Source organism: Paramylibacter ulvae (assembly GCF_014652655.1).
GTDB classification, from domain to species: Bacteria; Pseudomonadota; Alphaproteobacteria; order Rhodobacterales; family Rhodobacteraceae; genus Amylibacter; species Amylibacter ulvae.
This window is the reverse complement of sequence record NZ_BMZF01000002.1, coordinates 189,728-212,391: the sequence shown is the minus strand read 5'-3', so window position 1 is coordinate 212,391 and position 22,664 is coordinate 189,728. Positions and strand designations below refer to the sequence as shown.

20 protein-coding genes are annotated in these 22,664 nt (G+C 49.0%); 10 read left to right on the top strand and 10 right to left on the bottom strand.

Annotated features, from left to right (window positions below):
• Positions 1-9: 9 nt before the first annotated feature.
• The 4 genes from infB to rimP are packed head-to-tail and all read right to left on the bottom strand — an operon-like array spanning position 10 to position 5,318.
• Positions 10-2,472: a translation initiation factor IF-2 gene (infB, locus tag IE094_RS05785; RefSeq protein ID WP_189639637.1), complete on the bottom strand. Its 2,463-nt coding sequence runs from the start codon at positions 2,470-2,472 to the stop codon at positions 10-12.
• A gap of 31 nt (positions 2,473-2,503) precedes the next feature.
• A complete protein-coding gene (locus tag IE094_RS05780) occupies positions 2,504-3,115 on the bottom strand; it encodes an RNA-binding protein (RefSeq protein WP_189639636.1) in 612 nt (203 codons plus the stop codon).
• 24 nt (positions 3,116-3,139) lie between these two features.
• On the bottom strand, positions 3,140-4,762 hold the full coding sequence (gene nusA, locus IE094_RS05775) for a transcription termination factor NusA (protein WP_189639635.1): 1,623 nt from the start codon (positions 4,760-4,762) through the stop codon (positions 3,140-3,142).
• A gap of 4 nt (positions 4,763-4,766) precedes the next feature.
• Positions 4,767-5,318, bottom strand: a complete 552-nt coding sequence (gene rimP / locus IE094_RS05770) for a ribosome maturation factor RimP (RefSeq protein ID WP_189639634.1) — start codon at positions 5,316-5,318, stop codon at positions 4,767-4,769.
• A 223-nt stretch (positions 5,319-5,541) separates the two neighbouring features.
• Between rimP and IE094_RS05765 the strand changes: the two genes are divergently transcribed.
• The 3 genes from IE094_RS05765 to IE094_RS05755 all read left to right on the top strand — a co-directional run bounded on the left by IE094_RS05765 (position 5,542) and on the right by IE094_RS05755 (position 8,877).
• The gene (locus IE094_RS05765) at positions 5,542-6,825 is read left to right on the top strand and encodes an alpha/beta hydrolase (RefSeq protein WP_189639633.1); all 1,284 of its coding nucleotides are present in this window, start codon (positions 5,542-5,544) and stop codon (positions 6,823-6,825) included.
• Positions 6,826-6,902: 77 nt separating this feature from the next.
• Positions 6,903-7,811, top strand: a complete 909-nt coding sequence (locus IE094_RS05760; RefSeq protein WP_189639632.1) for a LysR family transcriptional regulator — start codon at positions 6,903-6,905, stop codon at positions 7,809-7,811.
• Between the two features lie 70 nt (positions 7,812-7,881).
• Positions 7,882-8,877 carry a fatty acid desaturase gene (locus IE094_RS05755; protein ID WP_189639631.1) on the top strand — a complete coding sequence of 332 codons (996 nt, stop codon included), beginning with the start codon at positions 7,882-7,884 and terminating at the stop codon, positions 8,875-8,877.
• On the opposite strand, the gene IE094_RS05750 is transcribed toward IE094_RS05755, so the two are convergent.
• Together IE094_RS05750 and IE094_RS05745 are read right to left on the bottom strand one after the other, a co-directional pair.
• On the bottom strand, positions 8,874-9,572 hold the full coding sequence (locus tag IE094_RS05750; protein ID WP_189639630.1) for a GNAT family N-acetyltransferase: 699 nt from the start codon (positions 9,570-9,572) through the stop codon (positions 8,874-8,876). The two genes, IE094_RS05755 and IE094_RS05750, sit on opposite strands and share 4 nt — an antisense overlap.
• Complete coding sequence (locus tag IE094_RS05745) at positions 9,569-10,300, bottom strand: competence/damage-inducible protein A (RefSeq protein ID WP_189639629.1); 732 nt, start codon at positions 10,298-10,300, stop codon at positions 9,569-9,571. Before IE094_RS05745 ends, IE094_RS05750 begins: the two co-directional genes overlap by 4 nt.
• Before the next feature lie 41 nt (positions 10,301-10,341).
• Here IE094_RS05745 and sfsA point away from each other — a divergent pair, with 41 nt between their 5' ends.
• Genes sfsA through radC form a run of 3 tightly spaced genes read left to right on the top strand, consistent with a single transcriptional unit; the run spans position 10,342 to position 12,679 of the window.
• Positions 10,342-11,058, top strand: coding sequence for a DNA/RNA nuclease SfsA (gene sfsA, locus IE094_RS05740; RefSeq protein ID WP_189639628.1), 717 nt, complete (start codon positions 10,342-10,344; stop codon positions 11,056-11,058).
• Positions 11,059-11,060: 2 nt separating this feature from the next.
• Positions 11,061-11,897, top strand: a complete 837-nt coding sequence (map, locus tag IE094_RS05735) for a type I methionyl aminopeptidase (RefSeq protein ID WP_189639627.1) — start codon at positions 11,061-11,063, stop codon at positions 11,895-11,897.
• Positions 11,898-11,935: 38 nt separating this feature from the next.
• Complete coding sequence (radC, locus tag IE094_RS05730) at positions 11,936-12,679, top strand: RadC family protein (protein ID WP_189639626.1); 744 nt, start codon at positions 11,936-11,938, stop codon at positions 12,677-12,679.
• On the opposite strand, the gene IE094_RS05725 is transcribed toward radC, so the two are convergent.
• Both IE094_RS05725 and secA read right to left on the bottom strand, forming a co-directional pair.
• Positions 12,680-14,191 carry a substrate-binding domain-containing protein gene (locus tag IE094_RS05725; RefSeq protein WP_229802081.1) on the bottom strand — a complete coding sequence of 504 codons (1,512 nt, stop codon included), beginning with the start codon at positions 14,189-14,191 and terminating at the stop codon, positions 12,680-12,682. It abuts the gene before it with no gap.
• Positions 14,192-14,303: 112 nt separating this feature from the next.
• Positions 14,304-17,084, bottom strand: a complete 2,781-nt coding sequence (gene secA / locus IE094_RS05720; RefSeq protein WP_189639624.1) for a preprotein translocase subunit SecA — start codon at positions 17,082-17,084, stop codon at positions 14,304-14,306.
• 258 nt (positions 17,085-17,342) lie between these two features.
• Here secA and IE094_RS05715 point away from each other — a divergent pair, with 258 nt between their 5' ends.
• Genes IE094_RS05715 through IE094_RS05705 form a run of 3 tightly spaced genes read left to right on the top strand, consistent with a single transcriptional unit; the run spans position 17,343 to position 19,927 of the window.
• Positions 17,343-18,185, top strand: a complete 843-nt coding sequence (locus IE094_RS05715) for a peptidylprolyl isomerase (protein ID WP_189639623.1) — start codon at positions 17,343-17,345, stop codon at positions 18,183-18,185.
• A gap of 12 nt (positions 18,186-18,197) precedes the next feature.
• The gene (gene argJ / locus IE094_RS05710; RefSeq protein ID WP_189639622.1) at positions 18,198-19,532 is read left to right on the top strand and encodes a bifunctional glutamate N-acetyltransferase/amino-acid acetyltransferase ArgJ; all 1,335 of its coding nucleotides are present in this window, start codon (positions 18,198-18,200) and stop codon (positions 19,530-19,532) included.
• A complete protein-coding gene (locus IE094_RS05705; protein ID WP_189639621.1) occupies positions 19,529-19,927 on the top strand; it encodes a (deoxy)nucleoside triphosphate pyrophosphohydrolase in 399 nt (132 codons plus the stop codon). The genes argJ and IE094_RS05705 overlap by 4 nt, the downstream gene beginning before the upstream one ends.
• Before the next feature lies 1 nt (position 19,928).
• On the opposite strand, the gene hemH is transcribed toward IE094_RS05705, so the two are convergent.
• Both hemH and IE094_RS05695 read right to left on the bottom strand, forming a co-directional pair.
• The gene (gene hemH, locus IE094_RS05700) at positions 19,929-20,984 is read right to left on the bottom strand and encodes a ferrochelatase (RefSeq protein WP_189639620.1); all 1,056 of its coding nucleotides are present in this window, start codon (positions 20,982-20,984) and stop codon (positions 19,929-19,931) included.
• A 48-nt stretch (positions 20,985-21,032) separates the two neighbouring features.
• Positions 21,033-21,866 (bottom strand): methyltransferase domain-containing protein, encoded by an 834-nt coding sequence (locus IE094_RS05695; RefSeq protein ID WP_189639619.1) that lies wholly within the window; start codon positions 21,864-21,866, stop codon positions 21,033-21,035.
• Between IE094_RS05695 and IE094_RS05690 the strand changes: the two genes are divergently transcribed.
• A complete protein-coding gene (locus tag IE094_RS05690; protein WP_189639618.1) occupies positions 21,865-22,650 on the top strand; it encodes a ComF family protein in 786 nt (261 codons plus the stop codon). The two genes, IE094_RS05695 and IE094_RS05690, sit on opposite strands and share 2 nt — an antisense overlap.
• Positions 22,651-22,664 lie beyond the last annotated feature (14 nt).

Sequence of the window (22,664 nt, the reverse complement as noted above, 5' to 3'; positions counted from 1 at the left end):
TGTCCAGCGTTACAGTGAACGTTCGATTTCTTCGGTTTCGAAAATTTCGATCACGTCGCCTTCGCGAATGTCTTCGTAGTTTTCAAATGCCATACCACATTCTTGGCCACCTTGAACCTCTTTCACTTCGTCTTTGAAGCGTTTCAGAGTTTTCAATTTACCTTCGTGGATCACAACGTTATCGCGCAACAGGCGAACACCTGCGGAACGACGTGCGACACCTTCGGTAACTTCACAGCCACCGATTTTGCCAACGCCCGTGATTTTGAACACCTCTTTGATTGTCGCATAACCAATGAATGTTTCTTTGATTTCTGCTGACAACAAACCAGATGCGGCCGCTTTGATATCATCGACAAGGTTGTAGATGATTGAATAATAACGGATTTCCACGCCTTTTTGGTTCGCCGCGTTTCGCGCTGGTGCATTTGCACGAACGTTAAACCCGATGATCGGTGCGCCAGATGCCTCTGCCAAAGTGACATCGGATTCTGTGATCGCGCCAACACCTGAATGCAATACGCGAACGCGGACTTCATCGTTGCCGACTTTTTCCATCGCTTGCACGATTGCTTCGGTTGAACCTTGTACGTCGGCCTTTACCACCACTGGCAATTCGGAGACGTTTTCGTCTTCTTTTGCTTTGGCCATCAATTGATCAAGCGTTGTACCGGCACCAACAGCGGCGCGATTATCTTTGGCAACACTTGCGCGATAATCGGCGATTTCGCGTGCTTTGGCTTCTGATTCAACCACGTTCAAAACGTCACCCGCTTCTGGTGTGCCGTTTAAACCCAGAACCTCGACAGGAACAGATGGGCCAGCTTCGTCAACAATGTCACCTTGATCATTGATCAGTGCGCGAACGCGACCGAATTGTTCACCAACAACGAAAATGTCACCTTTGCGCAATGTACCCGTTTGCACCAATACGGTTGCAACAGGGCCACGGCCAGTGTCCAATTTTGCTTCGATCACGGCACCTTGCGCATCGCGATCTGGGTTGGCGTTCAGTTCCAGAATTTCGGCTTGAAGCGCGATAGCTTCTAGCAGTTTGTCCAAACCAGTACCCTGCAAGGCAGATATTTCAACGTCCTGTACGTCACCAGACATTTCCTCGACGATCACTTCGTGTTGCAATAATTCTGTGCGCACACGGTTTGGATCGGCACCGACCACGTCCATTTTGTTGATCGCAATGATCATTGGAACGCCAGCGGCCTTGGAGTGGGCAATCGCTTCGATTGTTTGGGGCATAACACCATCGTTTGCGGCAACAACCAGAACAACAATGTCCGTTACTTGGGCACCGCGCGCGCGCATGGATGTAAATGCCGCGTGACCAGGGGTATCAAGGAATGACAGCAATGTGCCATCATCGGTGGTGATTTGATACGCACCAATGTGTTGTGTAATGCCGCCTGCTTCGCCAGATACAACATTGGTTTTACGCAATGCGTCCAACACAGATGTTTTACCGTGGTCAACGTGGCCCATGATTGTAATCACAGGTGCGCGTGATTGTAGCGTTTCTGGCGCATCTTCGATGGCCTGAATTGCGTCTTCTACATCGGCGTCAGAAACACGCACCACTTTGTGGCCGAATTCTTCGATGATCAATTCCGCAGTATCCGCATCGATCGTTTCGTTTTGCGATGCCATGATGCCATTTGTCATCAAGGCCTTTACCACAGCGTTGGTTTTTTCCGCCATGCGGTTGGCCAATTCTTGGACAGTGATCGCTGGTGGCAATTGCACGTCGCGAACAACCTTTTCGCGCTCGGTCTGACCACCGGCCATTTCGCGGCGTTGGCGTTCTTGTTTACGCTTGATTGATGCCAATGAACGTTGACGTCCACCATCACCACCGCGCAATGCTTGGTTGATTGTCAGTTTACCTGAACGACGACGGTCATCGCCACCTTTGGCAGGGCGTTGTTGTTTTTTGTCGTCACGCGGCGCTTCGCGTTTTGCGGCGGGTCCACGTGCGGGGCCGCGTGCTTCGGCAGCTTGTGCAGCGGCTGGATCTGCGGGCGCTGGCTCTGCTTTTGCAGGGGCGGCTTTTTCCTCGGCCTTTGGCGCAGGCTTTGGTGCGTTTTTCTCTTCTTCGCGTTCACGTAACAAACGTGCAGTTTCTTCTTCTTCGCGTGCTTTTTCGTCGCGTTCACGGCGACGTGCTGCGCGTTCTTCTTCGCGTTCTTTTGTTTCGGCAGCCTCTTTGGCGGCGCGCTCTGCCTCTTGGGCTTGCGCGGCTTCTAGTGCCTTGCGGCGGCGTTCCATTTCGCCGTCAGAAATGCCCGCAGCTTTCTGTGCTTGCGCACCTGCTGGGCCACCTTTGCCTGGTACGATAACGCGTTTGCGTTTTTTCTCGACAACCACAGATTTGCTGCGGCCGTGGGAAAAGCTTTGCTTTACGCGGCCCGAAGACGGGCGTCCACCGCCAAGGCCCAATGGTTTTTTATCGTCGCTCATTCGTACTTTAACCTTTCAATGCTGAAAAAATTCAGCTTTCACCTGATTTATCGCTAGCGCGGATACCTGCGAGGCGAATTGCATCGGCGACAACTCGTTTACTGAGTCCTCTGCCTGTTAGCGCCGCGTGTATCGCATAGTCTCGTCCAAATGCCAAACCCAATTCGGGGGAAGTCAGACAAGAGATGTAAGTATATCGCCCTTCGGGTGGGCGTAATTTCTGTTTCTGGCCATCAGAGCCATCAAATGCTTGGATTAAAACCCGTGCTTTGCCTGATACCAGCGCACCCTTGACGGTTTCAAAACCCATCATTGCATCACCGCTGCGCCGTGCCAATGATATAAGATCTGCAATACGCTTTGCCAACAGTTGATCCACCAATGATAGCAGGTTTTCAGGAACTGTTGCTTGTGCTTTTGCGCCGCGCGAGAACAATTTTTTGTCAACTGCCTTTTGCAACGCGTCGCGTTTCGCAGATACCCAAATGCCGCGTCCAGGCAACCGTTCTGCCAGATCGGGTGTCACCACACCATCGGGTGACAATACAAATCGGATCATTTCCGATTTAGGCAGATCAGCCGCGGTGCTTATACAGCGCCGCGTCTGTTCTGGTGTTTTATGTGTCCGAGCACCACGTCCCATAGGGCGTTACCGAAGCCTGAAAAATCAGGCTTCAGTCTCCTCTGAAGTTTCGCCTTCGCCATCTTCTTCGTCAGTGGCGGCATCCTCGGCCAGTTGTTCTTCTGTGACCCAACCAAGTTGCAGGCGTGCAGCCATAATCAATTCTTGGGCTTCTTCCAGATTTACATCGAGCTGTTCCAAGATGCCGTCATCCTTGTGACGTTCACCGTTGATGGTTGTGAAACCACCGGCCAATTCCCAATCGGCACAGGTTGCGAATTCTTCGACAGTTTTCACACCGTCATTACCAAGTGCGACCAACATTTGTGGTGATAGACCTTCAAAGTCGATCAATGATTGTTCCACACCCATTTCGCGTGCTTCTGCAATTGCTTTGGCGTTCAATTCGTCCAAGCTTTCACGGGCACGCGCTTGCAATTCTTCTGCGGTATCTTGGTCGAACCCTTCGATCACCAACAGTTCGTCGATTTCAACATATGCAACTTCTTCCAGTGATGCGAAACCTTCGGATACCAACAACTGTGCGACAACTTCGTCGACGTTCATTGTGTCCATGAACAATTTGGAACGTACTTCGAATTCTTTTTGGCGGCGTTCTGATTCATCCGCTTCCGTCAGAATATCAATATCCAAACCAGTCAACTGTGATGCAAGACGTACGTTTTGACCACGACGGCCAATTGCCAATGACAATTGTTCGTCTGGTACAACAACCTCGATGCGTTCAGCGTCGTCATCCAAAACAACTTTGGTTACTTCGGCAGGTTGCAATGCGTTGACCAAGAATGTTGGCGCATCTTCATTCCATGGAATGATGTCGATTTTTTCGCCCTGCAATTCGTTTACAACGGCTTGTACGCGTGAACCGCGCATACCCACACAGGCACCCACTGGATCGATGGAGTTGTCATATGAAATAACACCGATTTTTGCGCGTGAACCTGGATCGCGGGCAACCGCCTTGATTTCGATGATACCATCGTAAATTTCAGGCACTTCCATTTTGAACAGTTCGGCCATGAATTCAGGCGCCGTACGTGAAAGGAAAATTTGTGGGCCGCGTGTTTCTGAACGTACCTCTTTGATATAGGCACGAATACGGTCGCCATTGCGGAACATTTCGCGGTTGATCAATTGATCGCGGCGGCACACTGCCTCTCCGCGGCCAACGTCAACGATGACATTGCCGTATTCAACACGCTTGACCAAACCATTGATGATTTCTCCTTGGCGGTCTTTGAATTCTTCGTATTGGCGATCGCGTTCTGCTTCGCGTACTTTTTGCAAGATAACTTGTTTCGCAGATTGTGCAGCGATACGACCGAAATCCATTGGTGGCAATTCGTCGATAATGAGGCTGCCCACTTCTGGGTTGTCGATATGCGCTTTGGCTTCTTCGACGGTCATCTGTGTTGAAAAATCTTCGACTTCTTCCACAACTTCGCGCACGCGTGTCATTTGAAGCTCGCCAGATTTGCGATCAATATTGGCACGAATATCAAGATCGGCGCCATATTTTGATTTTGCAGCCTTGGCATAGGATTCTTCCATTGCTTGCAAAACCAGATCGGGATCGATCATTTTTTCGCGCGCAACAGAATCTGCAATTTGCAGCAGCTCCAAACGGTTTGCACTGGTGATAGCCATGGGATTAATCCTCTTCTGTCTCAATCGTATCGAAATCGCTTTCGACAATGTCTTTGCGCCCCTTAAGGGTTTGCGCAACCAATTCATCTGTCAGAACCAATTTGGCATCTGACAGCCATTCAAAATCTAATCCGATTGTACCCTGTTGGATTTCAATCAGTACTTCGTTGCCTTCGACACCGCGCAGGATGCCCTTGAAACGACGTTGGCCGTCGATCAATTCTGTTGTTTCGATTTTGGCTTCGTGGCCTTGCCACATTTCAAAATCTTTAAGCCGTGTGAGTGGGCGATCAATGCCAGGGCTTGAAACTTCGAGCGCATAATCGGCTTCGATCGGGTCTTCGACATCCAAAACCGCGCCGAGTTCGGTGCTGATCTTGGCGCAATCGTCAACCTCGATCCCGCCATCGGGGCGTTCGGCCATAACCTGAAGCGTTGTTGATTTACCCGACATCAATCGGATGCGCACCAATTCGTAACCCATGTCTTCGACGATGGGTTGCACGATGGATGCCATGCGTTTGTCTATCGCTGCTTTTGCAATCAAATCTGACATTATTCTACCATTCCCAAATTCTGGGCACAAAAAAACGGGCGCGCGGCCCGTCGGATATTTTCGATGGAAGCTTGGGGTTGGAAGCCAAACTTGCCGCTGTTGATGTGCATATAGGGGGATTGTTCATAAACTGCAAGCGGATTCGAAAACGCGTTCCTTTCTAGACAGATTTGCAATGTTGCGGTTAGGGTGAGGTATATCAAACAAACAAGCTGAGCATGTGATGAACAGATTGAAGTTGATTTTGGCAATTCCAATCCTTGCGGTGATCTGTGTCGGCGTGTGGATGATTGTGTCAGAGCTAAGCGCACCTGAAATTTCGGGAAACATATCGTCGGAACCAAACACTGGCGGCATGCCACCGCCCCCTCTGCCCGCACCTGCGACAAAGAATGATTTCCCAATGAGCGCACCATCAGAACCGATGTCTGATCCAGTTGTGACGCTAGAGCCACCCATTGTCGTTATGGAACCAAGTGTCGAAGCAAATCTTGATCCCGAAGAAACCAGTTCAATTGTCCAACTATATTACGCAACAAATCGGAATTTGGTGCCAGAGGATCAACGCGACGCGGATGATCAAACAAGCCAATACGGAAATTTTGACGGCGATTTACGCTACGGCGTGGCAGAGGTATCAATCCCACGCGATCACGAAATGGGCGAACTCGAATCGCCCAATTGGTTTATCGAAAAAATATTTGGCTTTGACGAAGAAAAGCATGTCGTTCTGCAATGGATTGCCGAGGATGGCAAAGAGGCCGTTATGGCAGGCGTGCGTGATGATCTGAGCCAATTGGATGATCGTGCCATTTTAGCGTTTGTGCATGGATTCAACACCAGTTTTGAAAAGGCCGCGCGCCGCACCGGACAGTTAAAATATGATTTGGGGTTTGCTGGCCCCACGTTTTTCTTTAGCTGGCCATCCAAAGCATTGGGCAGCGCATATACTCATGACAGCCAAGTCGCGGAAATTACATATACGGATATGACCGCGTTTTTAGGCGAGCTCACCGCGCAGGATGCAGAGCGTGTGATCGTGATCGCGCATTCGATGGGGACACGGATTTTATCCCAAGGGTTGGCCGATTTAATCGTCGAAGATCCCGATGCAGCTGCGAAAATCACAACGGTGGTTTTGGCAGCACCCGACATTGATGCCAAGGTTTTCAAAGAACGGTTAGCGCCAAAATTTCGCACCCTTTCGCGCCCCGTCACACTTTATGCGTCTGACAACGACACAGCGTTGCGCATGTCCGAAACGGTTAATGGGTTGATCCGCATTGGAGATGCATCAAACGGGCTTAATCCTGTGGAGGGCATTGATTTGATTGATGCGTCCAATGTTAAATCAGATTTCTTCGGGCATACGTATTTTGGCGATAATAAATCGATCCTATCAGATATGAAAAACCTATTTGAATTGAACGAGCCTGTGGACATACGCAAAGGGTTAGAGCGGGTTGAAACACCCCTTGGTCCTTATTGGCGCATTACGGGAAATTAAGCCAAAGAATTGGTTGTGCCCGATGTGCGAAAAATTTAGCGTTGCAGCGTGAGTGACTACCAACAGAAAGATCGAATGTGGACCATCTGACCGAAATGCAAGCCTTTACCAGCATCGTTGAAAACGGCGGCTTTACAGAGGCGGCGCGAAAGCTGAAAATTTCAAAATCTGCGATTTCCAAACATATTTCCGCACTTGAATTCCGATTGGGTGCGACACTGTTAAACCGCACAACGCGGCGCGTAAGCCCAACGGAAATCGGACAGCAATATTACGATAAAGTATCGAAAATTTTGGAAGACGTGCGTTTTGCGGATGAACAGGTGCAGTCGATGCAATCTGCGCCAAAAGGTACGATAAAAATCTCTGCCAGTACGGATTTTGGTGGCAATCAAATTTCACGCGCGATGGGTGCATTTTTGGCGCAATATCCGGAAATTCGGGTGAATATGGAGCTTACAAATCGGTTTGTCGATTTAACTCAAGACAACATCGATTTGGCCATTCGCATCGGAAAGTTGGTTGATAGCTCGCTAAAGGCGCGCAAATTGGCCACAGCACGCTTTTATATTGTTGCATCGCCTGAATATATTAAAAAATTCGGCGAGCCACGCACCATTGATGAATTAACCGAGCATCGCTTGATGCATTATTCGCAAGGTTCGGTAAATCAGGTTTGGAATCTTACCGCGACAAGTGGAGAAGAACGCCAAATTCGCACACCGGGAAATTTTGCCGTTAATGACGGCCTGTCATTATTGACCGCCGCCAAAGAAGGCATAGGTTTAACGATACTGCCAAACTTTTTGGTGTCCCCTGCGCTCAAGGATGGTTCATTGGTTCAGGTGTTAGAACAGCTTCCCGTGCTCGAAGCAGGAATTTACGCTGTATACCAACCTGCAACATACACACAGCCAAAATTACGCGCCTGTATTGATTTTTTGGCCACGTATTTTAAAGATAGTGATGCGACTGATTGGGCATAAGTCATTTATTACATTAATTATTATTCTGATTTCATGTGGGGGTTATTGAAGCGATACATTTGAGGTACAAATGAAGATCAAGGATTTTACCAAGAAATACGCGTATGCCGATAATAAACGGGCAGCGCGTGAATTAATTTTGACCATTGCATTTTATGTTGGATCGTTTTCACTCGCCTATTTGTTTTACAACAATTGGTTCTTAAGCAGCGTGTTTGTTTTGTTGACCGGTGTTGGCACTATCCGTCTCTATATGTTGCAACATGACTGTGGACATTATTCGTTTTTTCATGGATCGCGGGCGAACAATGTTGTTGGCACGTTATTGTCTGGGATAACATGGACCCCGTTTCGATCATTGCGATATAATCACGGGCTACATCATGCGCATATTGGAAATCTTGATGAACGTGATGCGTCTGAAATTTACACAATGACAGTGGGGGAATATGAAGCAGCGACACCTGTGCGACGAATGGGATATCGCATTTATCGCAGCGCCTTTACGCTTTTCTTGGTTGGACCAATCATAATATTTTTCTTTCGCTATCGCTGGCCCAAAAACATTAATCGTTCGGGTGTGTTGGATGCGATGATAACGAATGCGTTGTTGTTGGGTCTGTGGGGTGCGGTTTATTTGTTGTTGGGGTTCAAAGGCGTTTATATCATGCTTTGGGCGTCGATTTTTGGTGCGACGGCTGGATCTGTAATTCCTTATGTTCAGCATAATTTTGAAAATACGTATTGGGAACGCCACCCAAATTTGGATTTTCAAACGGCTGCATTGACGGGAACAACAATTTTGGATTTTGGCCGCGTGTTTGATTTGGCAACCGCCAATATTGCATATCATGATTTACATCATTTGAATGCGCGAATTCCATCATACCGTTTGCAAGAATGTCAGAATGACATCGCGCATATGTTGAACCCAGTCAAAGTTGGCTGGGTTGAGGGATTATCCTGTATCCGCTGGAAATTGTGGGATGAAGAATTGGGAAAAATGGTTGGCTTTCCCACAGCAAGTTTAGCCACCACTGACATAAGTGAAAAACCGTTGGTTTAACGCTTGATGCGATAATGGTATTTGCCAACTTCAACCAATCCCATCTTTTCATACATGGTTTTAGCGCCATGATTTGCGGCGACAACAAGGATACAAACCGTATGCGCTTTGTTTTGCGCGGCCCATTCGGCCACCGCTTGCATGATTTGTTTTCCCAATCCTTGGCGGCGCATGGATTCAATCACCTCGACACAATGCACCATACACACCCCATCATGAATGGCGGCAAATGCTGCGGCTTTGTTTTGGATGGACAGGCATGCCTTGGGCACAGATACGCGACGCATGACATCAAGCCGTTCTGAATTGACGCCACCAGCGGCCCAAATTTCAGCCTGTGTTTTCGACGGATCTTGCGAAATATCAACGGGATGCTTTGCGGCGATTTTGGTTGTTTCACAGGCCATAATCAATGTCGCATCCAATATCGAATACTGCCGCCGCGCCAGTTGAATTTCCAGCGTTGGAAACCCTGCGCGGATCATGAACATGCGTTGTTGTTCCAATGCATCCATTGCACGTTCGGCGTTTTCTATGCTTGCGTTCGCCTCGGTTTGGGTGGCCGCGCTTACACGTTTGCCGCCACCACGGCCCTCGCGGATGATCCAACCGTTTTCTTCGCGCATTTCAAACGGTGCCCATGTTGCATCAATGGCATCATAGAGCGTTTCAATATCGGGTTTGGTCCAGCTCATGCGATGCGCCCTGAGAATACGGATTTGATACGATCCATTGCTTGTGCAACCAATGATGCGTCCGTTCCGCGCACAACCAAATTTGCACCGTGTTTTCCATCTTCAAAAAACGGATATGACCCAACGGATAAATCGGCAAATGCATCTGCGATTTCACCCAATGGCCCTGCGATCACACTTTCAGGTAGGTCAGCGCGATAACTGTCGGATACGACCGCCGCGCCATGTTCCAATTGTGGCAATAACCATGCGACCATTGCGGTAAATACGCTTGGCACACCCGCCATAACATGGACGTTTTCAATGCTGAACCCAGGGGCGCGTGACACCGGATTATCAATCAGCGTTGCGCCATCGGGGATGCGTGCCATGCGCAATCGTGCCGGGTTTAGATCCGCCTCGCCATTTTCATAATTCATCGCCAATACGGCGCGGGCGTCTGCGCGCACATCAATGCCAACACCAAACGCGGCGGCAATACAATCGGCGGTGATGTCATCATGCGTTGGTCCAATACCGCCACTGGTGAAAACATATGTGACGCGTGCGCGCAGATCATTTACGGCACGCACGATATCGTCTGGTTCATCCGCAACCACGCGCACCTCTGTCAGGTTAATCCCAATCTTGGTCAGTTCGCCCGCCAAGTGGTGCATATTCGCATCGCGTGTGCGCCCCGACAAAATTTCGTCGCCAATCACCAGCATCGCCGCGGTAGGGTTTTTCATTGGTATTGTCCTTTGTTCAACATATTCGTAAATCTGCTAGCATGAAATTTACCAGACCCCTAGTTCCCGCGATATTAGAGCGAAGATATAAGCGATTTTTGGCAGACATAATATTGCCAGATGGCAGCGCCGTAACCGCGCATGTGGCCAATCCTGGTTCCATGCTAGGGATGAACGCAAGCGGACTCAAGGTTTGGGTTGAATCAAATGACGACCCAAAGCGAAAATTAAACTATTCTTGGAAATTGGCAGAGCTGTCGGATGGCACGCTGATCGGTGTTGATACGGCGCTGCCCAACAAAATTATCGCAGAGGCGTTGGTGAACAACGCCATTCCAGAATTAACCTTTGATCATTTTAAGGCCGAGGTAAAATATGGTGAAAATTCTCGGGTGGATTTTTTGTTGTCAGCAAACGATGAACCTGATCATTACCTAGAAGTGAAAAGCGTGACGTTGTCGCGTGAAAAAGGGATCGTTGAATTTCCAGATAGCGTGACCGTGCGTGGGGCCAAACATATGGCAGAGCTGGCAAATATGGTTGCCAGTGGGAACCGCGCAACAATCCTGTATTTGGTGCAGCGCGATGATGCGACATCGTTTCGCGTGGCGGGCGACATTGACCCAACCTATCTTGCGGCCTATGAAAACGCGCGCGGCGGCGGAGTGAATGTTTTGATTTACGATACCGTACTGTCCGCTAACGAAGTTTTCATCGGCAAAAGACTACCCTTGGCATCGGGCCGCATTTCGGTCTAAGGATGCAATCAGTATTAAAACAGGCATATGACGTGATCAGCAAACCCAGAATTAATGTCGATGGCATTACCATTCATTCCCCCGAAGAATTCGAAGGCATGCGCCGCGCTGGGCGTTTGGCCGCCGAAATCTTGGACAACGTCGCCCCGATGATCGAGGTTGGTGTAACCACCGCCGCGCTTGATAAGGCCGTTGAGGATATGGTGAATGATGCGGGGGCAAAATCGGCAACGATTGGGTATCGCGGGTATCAACACGCCACCTGTATTTCCATAAACCACGTTGTGTGCCACGGCATCCCATCGGATAAAAAACTGCGTGAAGGTGATATTCTAAATATCGATGTCACTGTTATTTTGGACGGCTGGTTTGGCGATAATTCTCGCATGTATGTCGCGGGCAAGCGGAGCCGAAAGGCAGAGCGCTTGATTGATGTGACACACACCGCATTGATGTTGGGTATTGATCAGGTGAAACCTGGCAATACATTTGGCGATATTGGTGCCGCGATCCAAACCTATGCAGAAGCGCAGCGTTGTTCGGTTGTGCGTGATTTTTGTGGTCATGGTTTGGGGCGCGTGTTCCATTCCGCGCCAAACGTTTTGCATTATGGTCGCTGGGGCACTGGCCCCGTTCTGGAAGAGGGCATGTTTTTCACCATTGAACCAATGTTGAATCTTGGCCGTCCAGAAACCAAAATTCTGGCCGATGATTGGACAGCGGTAACACGCGATAAATCGCTGTCTGCGCAATTTGAACATTCGGTTGGTGTGACATCCGATGGCGTTGAAATTTTTACCCTGTCACCAGCGGGAAAATTTCACCCGACTTGGGATTGATTTAACATTCGTTAACCAAGTCGCGCCACTGTCAACATATGGACAGTAAACGCAATAGCTTTCAAGAATCACCCTTACCTGATCTTTTCACGGGCAAACCCATGGTGGTGGAAGATTTTCGCAAAAACCACCGCGCGCGGTTGCGAGATCGATTTTTTAAGGGCGGCGCTGCGGCAATGCCCGATTATGAAATTTTGGAATTGATTCTGTTTCGCGCAATACCACGGCGCGATGTGAAACCATTAGCGCATAAATTGATCAAGGAATTTGGCGACTTTAATCGCGTGCTGGCTGCACCGATTGGGCGGCTTGCTAAAATCAAAGGGATCGGCCCCGCTGTTGCGCAAGAATTAAAAATTATCGAGGCTGCGGGCCATCGCATGGCACAGGCGCGGGTATTGGGACAGGATGTTTTATCATCGTGGGATGCCTTGATGGCATATTGTAAAACGGTCATGGCACATCGTGACACGGAACAATTTCGTATTCTGTTTTTGGATCGTAAAAACACGTTGATCGCCGACGAAGAACAGCAACGTGGCACCGTTGATCATGTCCCTGTTTACCCACGAGAGGTCGCCAAACGCGCGTTGGAATTAAACGCGAGCGCAATTATTTTGGTGCATAACCACCCATCGGGCGACCCATCACCGAGCCAAGCAGATATTGATATGACGCGGCGGATCGAAAATGCATTGCAGGCGTTAAATATTACGCTTCACGATCACATTGTGATCGGCAAAGAATCCGACGCGAGCTTTCATTCCTTGGGGTTATTGTGATTAATCACGCACCCATAATTCTACGCGGCGATTCAATGCTTGGCCGTGTTCTGTATCGTTACAAGCAACGGGTGCGATTTCACCAAATGCCATTTCTGCGACGCGATCTGGATCAAGGTCTTCGATTAATGTGTCGGTAAAAACTTGGCGCAACACCTGATTGGCACGCGCAAGTGACAATGTTTGGTTGCTGGCGTGGTCACCACGGTTATCTGCAAAGCCTGCAAAAATCAGTTGTTGGTCATCATAAACCCCCGATTGAATTGCTTGACGTAAAACCCGCGCTTGTGCGGTTGACGCCAAATCCAGCTTGCGCCCCGTTGAGTCAAACCGAAACGTCATGGACAAGCGGCGCGCATTTGAGAGGGCGCCAACCATATCTTGCAAATATCCTAAGCCTTCTTTGGTGGAAATGTTTTGCAATGCGTATGCAAGCCGATCACCTTGATATGAAAATGATCGCGCGGTTGGCCAAAGGCTAAGATACCCTTGTTTTTCCAAAATGCTCTGGCTGATCGGGGAATAGATTTCAGCTAAAAAAGCGCGTGCTGTGCGTGGTAATCGTTTTGCCGGGCGAAACAAATGATATTGATATGTCAGCGGATATTCACCAGATTTGATGGTGAAATAATCGGCATGAAACATCAAATTGCACTGTGTGGTTATGGGCAATCCCTGTGAATTTTTCATGCTGGAATAGGGTATAAACCCGATCGCATTTTCATCTTGATCAACCAAGTCTTCGACCTGTTCGATGGTTTCACTGATCACCAGATGAGTATCAGATTTCGTGGGCTGTGCATCGGACAGCATTCGGGGCCAGTCAGTTTGAGACTGTAAAATCCGCTTGGGTAGATGGAGCGAAATTGGAATATCCTGCCCTCCCAACTTTTTCCAATTCGTCACCTGTCCGCGCATGATTTTGCGCACCATTTCCACACTGATTGATTCAACGGGGTTTGTTGGATTAACGATTGGAACTAAACCTTCGTTTGCAATGACAGATCGGCGATGTTCATTTTGTGTGTGCGGCGTTTGCCCGATGAACAATGTCGGTTGGCGCACACTTGTTTGTTGATCTGGTGTCAGGGCGCGATTTGTCAGCGTTATTTCCAAGGCGGGTGTTTGGCTGACGTCAATCGGATCATCGCCAGGTTCACTGATTTTTACGTTCTCACCACCAAGCGCGACGGTACTGTCCACCAGTTCAGGAACAAAGCTGGAAACCAAATTGCTCGGCCCAGCGAAACCGATACGTGCAAGGCGTTGTTCGGGTTTTGGGCAATTGTACCCCTCGCACATCAAGCCATCAGCATGAAGCGTTATCGGCCCTTGCGGTGTTTGCAGGCGAATATATTCGTCATTAAAAAATAGGATTTTTCCTGTGATCGACAGGGATTTATTTTCGGTTGAAACCGTAACATCCTGTGCGTTCACGGGTAATGCGGCCACATAATTGAGCGCCATAAAAATGGATAAAACACGCAACAATTTGGACACTGATAAATTCATAGCCGCAGGTATTCACAAGGTTTGACAATTGATCAATCAAAACCGAGCACGAAATGCGATTTTAGCTAAACCTGTTGTTCAAATGTAGGAAAGGCACCCGAAGGTGCCCATGCTACAGTTTGCCGTGGCAATGTTTGTATTTTTTACCCGATCCGCATGGGCACGGATCATTTCGCGCAACAACGGGCCATTCGGATTGATCGACATCGTCAGCATCATCCATACCATTTGGCACAACACCAGCGGCGGCCATTTGTTCCATGATCATTTGCTGTTGTTCTTCTTCGGTAGGTTTGCGGATCAATGACAATGTGCGGGTTACATCGGTGCGCAATGAATCAAGCATGGATTCAAACAATTCGAACGCTTCTGTTTTATATTCGCTCAACGGGTCGCGCTGCGCGTAGCCACGCATGCCGACAACAGAACGCAAATGTTCCAGCGTAACCAGATGTTCGCGCCATTTGCCATCAATGATTTGCAACAAGAAATGTTTTTCTGCTTGGCGCATTTGATCGCCGCCAATGTCGCGTGTTTTTGCGGCCATTGCTTCGTCTGCTTTTTCAGACAGGCGTTCGCGGATGTCTTCGTCATCGATGCCTTCTTCGGCGGCCCATTTTACAACGGGCAAGTCGAGACCAAGGATTTCTAGAACCTTGCCATACAATCCTTCGACATTCCATTGATCGGCATATGCTTTTGCGGGGATATGTTCATCGACCAGATCGTCGATTACCTCGTCGCGCATGTCTTTGACGATTTCGGATAAATCTTCGGCTTTCATGATTTCGAGGCGTTGTTCAAAAATTGCCTTACGTTGATCATTCATCACATCGTCGAATTTCAACAATTGTTTACGAATGTCAAAGTTGTGGCCCTCGACCTTGGCCTGTGCTTTTTCAAGCGATTTGTTGACCCAAGGGTGAATGATTGCTTCGCCTTCGGCCATACCAAGTTTGCCCAGAACGGAATCAAGCCGTTCGGAACCAAAGATGCGCATCAAGTCATCCTCTAGCGACAGATAAAATGCAGAGCGACCCGGATCACCCTGGCGCCCAGAACGCCCGCGTAGCTGATTATCGATCCGTCGGCTTTCGTGGCGTTCCGTTGCCAAAACAAACAGTCCCCCCGCATCAAGCGCGGTTTGTTTATCTTTGGCAATGTCTGCTTGGACATCTTTGCGCAATTGCACCGGATCTGCGTCATCGCCCAGTTCGGTCAATTTGGCGTTCACGACCATATCGACGTTACCACCCAATTGAATATCTGTGCCGCGACCCGCCATATTGGTGGCGATTGTTACCGCCCCAGGTTTACCCGCATCGGCGACGATCTGTGCCTCTTGTTCGTGGAAACGCGCGTTTAAAACATTATGGGGAATGCCATCTTTGTTTTTGGCAAATTTTTCCAGCGCTTCGGCACCGTTCAAGAAAGATTCCTTTTCGGAATCCTTTTTGAAATTATTCGCCGTTTGGCGAAGCCGCGTTGCGATTTCTGTCAATGTTTTTGCATTGGACAACATTTCCGACAGATATTCGGATTTTTCAATTGATGTCGTGCCCACCAATGTTGGCTGACCTTTGGCATGTGCAATCGCGATTTCGGAAACAATCGCGCGGTATTTTTCAATTGCGGTGCGATAAATTGCATCGTGTTCGTCAATACGTGCGATGGGACGGTTTGTCGGAACTTCGACAACGCCCAGCCCGTAAATTTGTGCAAATTCTTCGGCTTCGGTTTGTGCCGTACCTGTCATGCCCGCCAACTTGTCGTACAAACGGAAATAGTTTTGGAATGTCACCGATGCCAAGGTCACGTTTTCAGGCTCGATTTTTGCGCCTTCTTTGGCCTCGATTGCCTGATGCAACCCTTCGGACAGGCGACGACCCGCCATCATGCGGCCTGTGAATTCGTCGATCAACACAACCTTGTTGTCACGCACGATGTAATCTTTGTCTTTCTTAAACAAAACATGCGCGCGCAGGGCGTTGTTGATGTGGTGAACGATTGTTGTGCTTTCGGGATCATACAGCGATTGACCCTCTGGCAACACGCCCATCCCCAACAAACGTTGTTCAACAAAATCATTGCCTTCGTCCGTCAGGTTGGATGCACGTGATTTTTCGTCAATCGTGTAATGTTCCTCGGTCAATTCGGGAACCAATTTATCCATTTGGATATAAAGTTCCGAATTATCCTCGGCGGGGCCAGAAATGATTAAAGGTGTCCGCGCTTCGTCGATCAGGATACTGTCCACCTCATCCACAATCGCGAAATAGTGATCGCGTTGCGCCATTTGGGTAAGATCAGATTTCATATTGTCGCGCAAGTAATCAAAGCCAAGCTCGTTATTCGTGGCATATGTCACATCGGCGGCATATGCCGCGATTTTGTCGGGTTCTGGCATGTTGGGAACAACAACACCCGTTGTCATGCCAAGGGCGGTATAAACCTTGCCCATCCATTCCGCGTCACGCGTTGCCAGATAATCGTTCACGGTCACAACGTGAACACCCCGACCTGTCAGCGCATTTAAATAAACTGGGAAAACACCCACAAGGGTTTTACCTTCGCCTGTTTTCATTTCGGCGATGTTACCTTGGTGCAAAAAGATACCGCCCATAAGTTGGGTATCATAGGCGCGTAAGCCAAGCGCGCGTTTGGCTGCTTCTCGCGCATTTGCAAATGCCTCGGGCAATAATGCGTCTAGCTTTTCACCACCTGCAAGGCGGTCTCTGAATTCTTGGGTTTTGGCAGCGATACCAGCATCCGTTAATTTCGCAAAATCATCCTCTAGGGCATTGATTTTATCCACCAATGGGCGAACCGAATTAATCGTGCGATCATTATGTGTGCCAAAAACTTTTTTTGACAATGTGCTAAAGCCAAGCATAGCTGCTCCGTTTTTTTCGTCGAACGCCAGTTTCCCAGCCTGAAAATTTAACGCAAGCGTGAAGGGAACTTGATTGCTATCACTTGCCCGTCGTGACCAATGGTCATAAGAAGATGCAAAAGCATTTGATCCATACGCGAATACGCCGATTAAGGCATGTAAGCAGGGAAATCGGTGCTGTCAACTTCGCCCCATCTGGTGCGCAACAAATTTGGTTAACAGTTGCGTGACAGAAATACGCTTTATTGGAGACTACGCATGAACTTTATTCAAAAAACTGTTGCCACTTTTGGTTTGATCGTGGGCGTTGCCGCGCCTTCATTCGCCGAGGACATCAATGGCGATACGGTGTTGGCAACCGTGAACGGCACCAAAATTACAGCCGCACATGTGGTGACATTGGTTGATCGTTTGCCGCCAAACTATTCCGCGCTAGAGGATAAGGTTCTGTTTGAGGGCATCTTGGATCAATTGATTCAACAAACCCTATTGGCTGAAACTGCTGACATCGACAGCAAGCGTGTGAAATTGGCGCGCGAAAACGAAGAGCGTGCGTTGCTGGCAACGGTTGCATTGGATGCGCTGGGTGATACCGCAATTACCGAAGAGGCATTGGCCGCGGAATATGACGCCGAATTTGGCGATCTGCCAGAGGAACCAGAATTCAAGGCCGCGCATATTTTGGTCGAAACCGAAGAGGCAGCCAAAGAATTGATTACTGCAATTGAAGGTGGTGCCGAATTTGGTGAATTGGCCAAGGAAAAATCAACAGGTCCTAGTGGCCCAAACGGTGGTGATCTGGGTTGGTTCGGTCAGGGTCAAATGGTTCCTGAATTTGAAGAAGCCGTTGCCGGAATGGAAGTGGGCGGTGTATCAGCCCCTGTCAAAACGCAATTTGGCTGGCACGTAATTCAGTTGAACGAAAAGCGCAATAAACCCGCCCCTACAATGGAAGAAGTGAAAGAATCACTCGAAGATTCATTGCGCAGCAAAGCAATCGATGCCGAAATCAAGCGTTTGGAAACCGAAGGCGAGATTGATAAATTGGAAATGTCAGATGATTATTCATTCATCCGTAATTCCACCTTTTTGGACGATTAAGGTTTAACGCAAATGGCATCACAAAAAGCAAAGAACAAAGCCGCCAAGCTGAAAAAGAAAATCAAGAAATTGAAAAAAGAGGTCGCGGCGCATAAAACAACTGCGCCGATGGTTTCGCCACTGGCCCCTGTTGGTGGTTTTCCTGATTTACCCGTAATCGCGGGTGTTCGGTTCAGCGCAATCGCGGCGGGTGTGAAATATCAAAACCGCGATGATGTGATGCTGGCGGAAATTACAGCGGGCAGCGCGATTGCAGGGGTGTTCACACGATCATCCACGCGCTCTGCCCCTGTTTTGGATTGTCAGGAAAAACTGGCGAAACCGTTACCCGCGGACAAACCAATCGCGATTTTGGTGAATTCGGGCAATTCAAATGCCTTTACGGGTGGCGCTGGGCGTGATTCCGTAAACGCAATCACAACGGCAACGGCGGATATTATGAACACCATTCCTGAATGTGTGTTCACCGCATCAACGGGGGTTATTGGCCAGCCATTGCCCCATGAACGTATCGTTGCGAAAATTGAAACCCTGCGCGACACATTGTCCAAAGATTCTGCGCGCGCCGCTGCCAAAGCGATCATGACAACGGATACCTTTGCCAAAGGCGCAAGTGGCGAAATCACGCTGGGTGGGAAACCCGTGCGCATTGCTGGTTTTGCCAAGGGTTCGGGTATGATTGCACCCGATATGGCGACGATGTTGGTGTATATTTTCACCGACGCCAATATCGACCAAGCAGTGCTGCAGGCGATGGTTTCAAATATCAACGACACATCGTTTAATGCAATCACAGTTGATAGCGACACTTCAACATCAGACAGCTTGATGGTTGCCGCAACAGGCCAAAGCGGTGCGCCGCGCATCACCGATTTAACAAGTGATGATGCCAAAACTTTTGCGGCGGCTTTGAGTGATGTGATGCTAGAGCTTGCGCATCTAGTCGTAAAAGACGGCGAAGGTGCGACCAAATTCGTGACCGTAAATGTAACGGGCGCGGACAGCGATGCATCGGCCAAAAGGATCGGTTTGGCGATTGCAAATTCACCGCTGGTGAAAACCGCAATCGCGGGGCAAGATCCCAATTGGGGTCGTGTTGTGATGGCGGTTGGTAAATCTGGTGAACCCGCAGATCGTGATAAGTTGGCGATTTGGTTTGGTGATATTTTGGTCGCCGAAAAAGGTTGGGTTGCAGAAAGCTATACCGAGCAAGCGGGTTCAGATTACATGAAAAATGCGGAGCTTTCGATCACTACAGACATTGGTGTTGGTGATGGGCGCGCCACCGTTTGGACCTGTGATTTGACACATCAATATATCACCATCAACGCTGATTATCGTTCATGAAAACGGTTCTGGTTGTTGCGGTTGCCTTGATCGATACCGATGGGCGCGTGTTATTGGCACAGCGCCCCGAAGGTAAATCAATGGCGGGTCTTTGGGAATTTCCAGGGGGCAAGGTGGAGTCGGGTGAAAAACCAGAGGATGCATTGATCCGCGAGTTGAACGAAGAATTGGGCATCGATACATGGGCGTCTTGTTTGGCGCCCCTGACATTTGCCAGTCATTCATATGATGATTTTCACTTGCTGATGCCCGTGTTTGCCTGTCGCAAATGGGATGGGATCGTCACCCCGCAAGAGGGCCAAAAATTGGCATGGGTGAAACCAAACGCGCTTAAGGATTATCCAATGCCAGCGGCGGATATTCCATTGATTGCTGTGATGCGCGATTGGCTTTAAATTAAATCCAGCCTGACAATTCGTTTCGAATGATGTCCGACATCATGCCCACATGATCAGCATTGTCATTCAGACACGGGATATAGGTGAATGTTTCGCCGCCCGCCTCTTTGAATGCATCTTGAATCTCTTCTTGGATTTCCTCGAGCGTTTCGATGCAATCGGCGGAAAATGCTGGTGATATTATTGCAATGTTTTTCTTACCTTGGCGCGCCAACTCGGCGACATGTTCTACTGTGTATGGCCCCAACCATTCTTCGCGCCCGAACACGGATTGAAATGTGGTAGTGATGTTATCATCGCTCCAACCCAGCGCCTCCTTCAACAGGCGCGTGGTTTTTTGACAATGGCAATGGTACGGGTCGCCTTCCATCAAATAGCGTTTTGGCATGCCGTGATATGAGGCCACCAATAAATCTGGTTTCACGGCAAGGTTTTCATATGCTGCCTGCACCGAATTTTTCAACGCGTTGATATATTTTGGATGATCAAAATACGCAGGCACCGTGCGCAGGGCTGGTTGCCAGTTTAGCTTCATCAATGCGCGAAACGCTTCGTCATTCGCGGTTGCTGTTGTGGGGGCCGCGTATTGGGGATACAGCGGGAAAAACACGATTTTTTCGACACCCTGATCGCGCATCTTGTTGATCACAGATTCAACCGATGGATTGCCATAACGCATGGCGAAATCAACGATGACATCGTCGCCGTAAATTTTGGCCATCTCTGTTGAAACCGCATCACATTGATCGCGCGTGATTGTTAACAATGGGCTTTCGTTGCGGTCGGTGTTCCATATGCTTTGATACGCTTTGCCCGCGCTGAACGGGCGTTTGGACAGGATAATCAACTGCAAGATCGGCTGCCATTTCCAATTTGGTGTATCGACAACGCGCTTGTCTGACAAAAATTGCCCAAGGTAGCGGCGCATCGACCAATAATCGGTAGCATCGGGCGTGCCGAGATTGGCCAATACCACACCAATTTTGGCGGGTTTGATGGCGGGGTGATCTTTGCCTGCAAAAGCAAGCCTGTCTGTTTTTGTCTCGATTGGCATAAGATGTTTTCGCTGATCGTTAATGTTTCAATGACCAAATAGCATTGGTCAGTCGTTATCAAGGTTACGTTCTGCCACACCCAATGCTTGCGCCAATCGGGATTGAGCGGAACCGGGACGCAATGGTTTTTGTTGCGTATCGGAATGTGCCCAGCCTGTCAGGAATACAAATTCCATCGTTGCATTCACGCGTCCATCAGGCGTGGAAAATGCGGATTGATATTCATCCAACATTGCGGCCAGAACATCGCGGCGCATCATGCGCTTTTGTCGTTGTTCCAGCACATTCGTTTCACCCATATTACGCAATTCGTGCATCAACTGCAGCGGTGATTGATAGCTGAGATTTACATCCATGCTATCGGCCACAGGCAACGCATATCCTGCGCGCTGTAATAATCCACCCAGATCGCGAATTTCGCCCATCGGGGTGATGTGGGGGCTGATCCCGCCCAAAACGCGGCTTTCGGCCTGCGCAAACGCAATGCGCAATTCTTGTAATGTTTGCCCGCCAAACATCACCGCAATCATTAACCCATCTGGACGCAAGGCGCGGCGCATTTGCACCAACTGTCCAACGGGATCGTTTGACCAATGCAAAGACAGGGCGTGAATGATCAAATCACAACTGTTTTGCGCGAGATCGAGCGTTTCATTATCTGGTACCACCGCCGCAGATAGCCCTAGCTTTTCATTCCATTGCGCACCCTGCCACCCAACAATTGCTGTGTCTGTAAAGGTTCTGTTAACCTCTTGCAGTCTTTCTTGAACCACATCGATGGCATAGTCGTGCAAAAACCAATCGTCTTGGGCGCCCAACTCGGCGCGACGTCGGTGCATTGCCAACGCGTCGGTATCAAATAATTTTGGTGGTGATTGCATGAACGACTCCCTTCGCAACGATTTAACGCCCCTCACGCCAAAGGAAAAGGGTATGTTCGCAAACCTGTTCAACGGTTTGATACGCGCTGCATACCCACCGTTATGTGTGTCTTGCGGTGCGGAAACCGAGGCGGAACAGGGGCTTTGTGCGAATTGTTGGGGTGATACATATTTTATCGACGGGGCAATCTGTGATTCATGTGGCACACCATTGATTGGCGAAGATATGGGCGATGTTTTGATTTGCGATACCTGCACCCATTCACCCCCGCCCTGGATTCAAGGGCGTGCAAGCGTGGTGTATGATGGTGGTGGGCGGCGTATTGTGTTGGCGCTAAAACATGGTGATCGGTTGGATGTGGTCATTCCATTGGGCGAATGGATGATCAAATCGGGCGCTGAGTTGTTACGTAAAACCGATATCATTATTCCAGTTCCCTTGCATCGCTCGCGTCTTTTTTCCCGCAAATATAACCAATCATCCGCATTGGCGAACCAGATTGCAAAACGCACCAATATTCAAACAGTCCCTGATTTATTGATAAGAAACAAAAAAACCAAGATGCAAAAAGGCATGTCACGCGTCGAGCGCATTGAAAACCAAAGCGGGGCAATTGAAATGAATCCACGTTTTACAGAATTGATTGGTGATAAAAATGTTCTGATCATTGACGATGTGATGACCACGGGTGCCACCATGTCCGTTTGTGCCGACACGTGTATTTCAGCGGGTGCCGCAACTGTGAATACGCTTGTTTTTGCACGCGTTGCACGCGACGAATAAAAGATTATATTCAA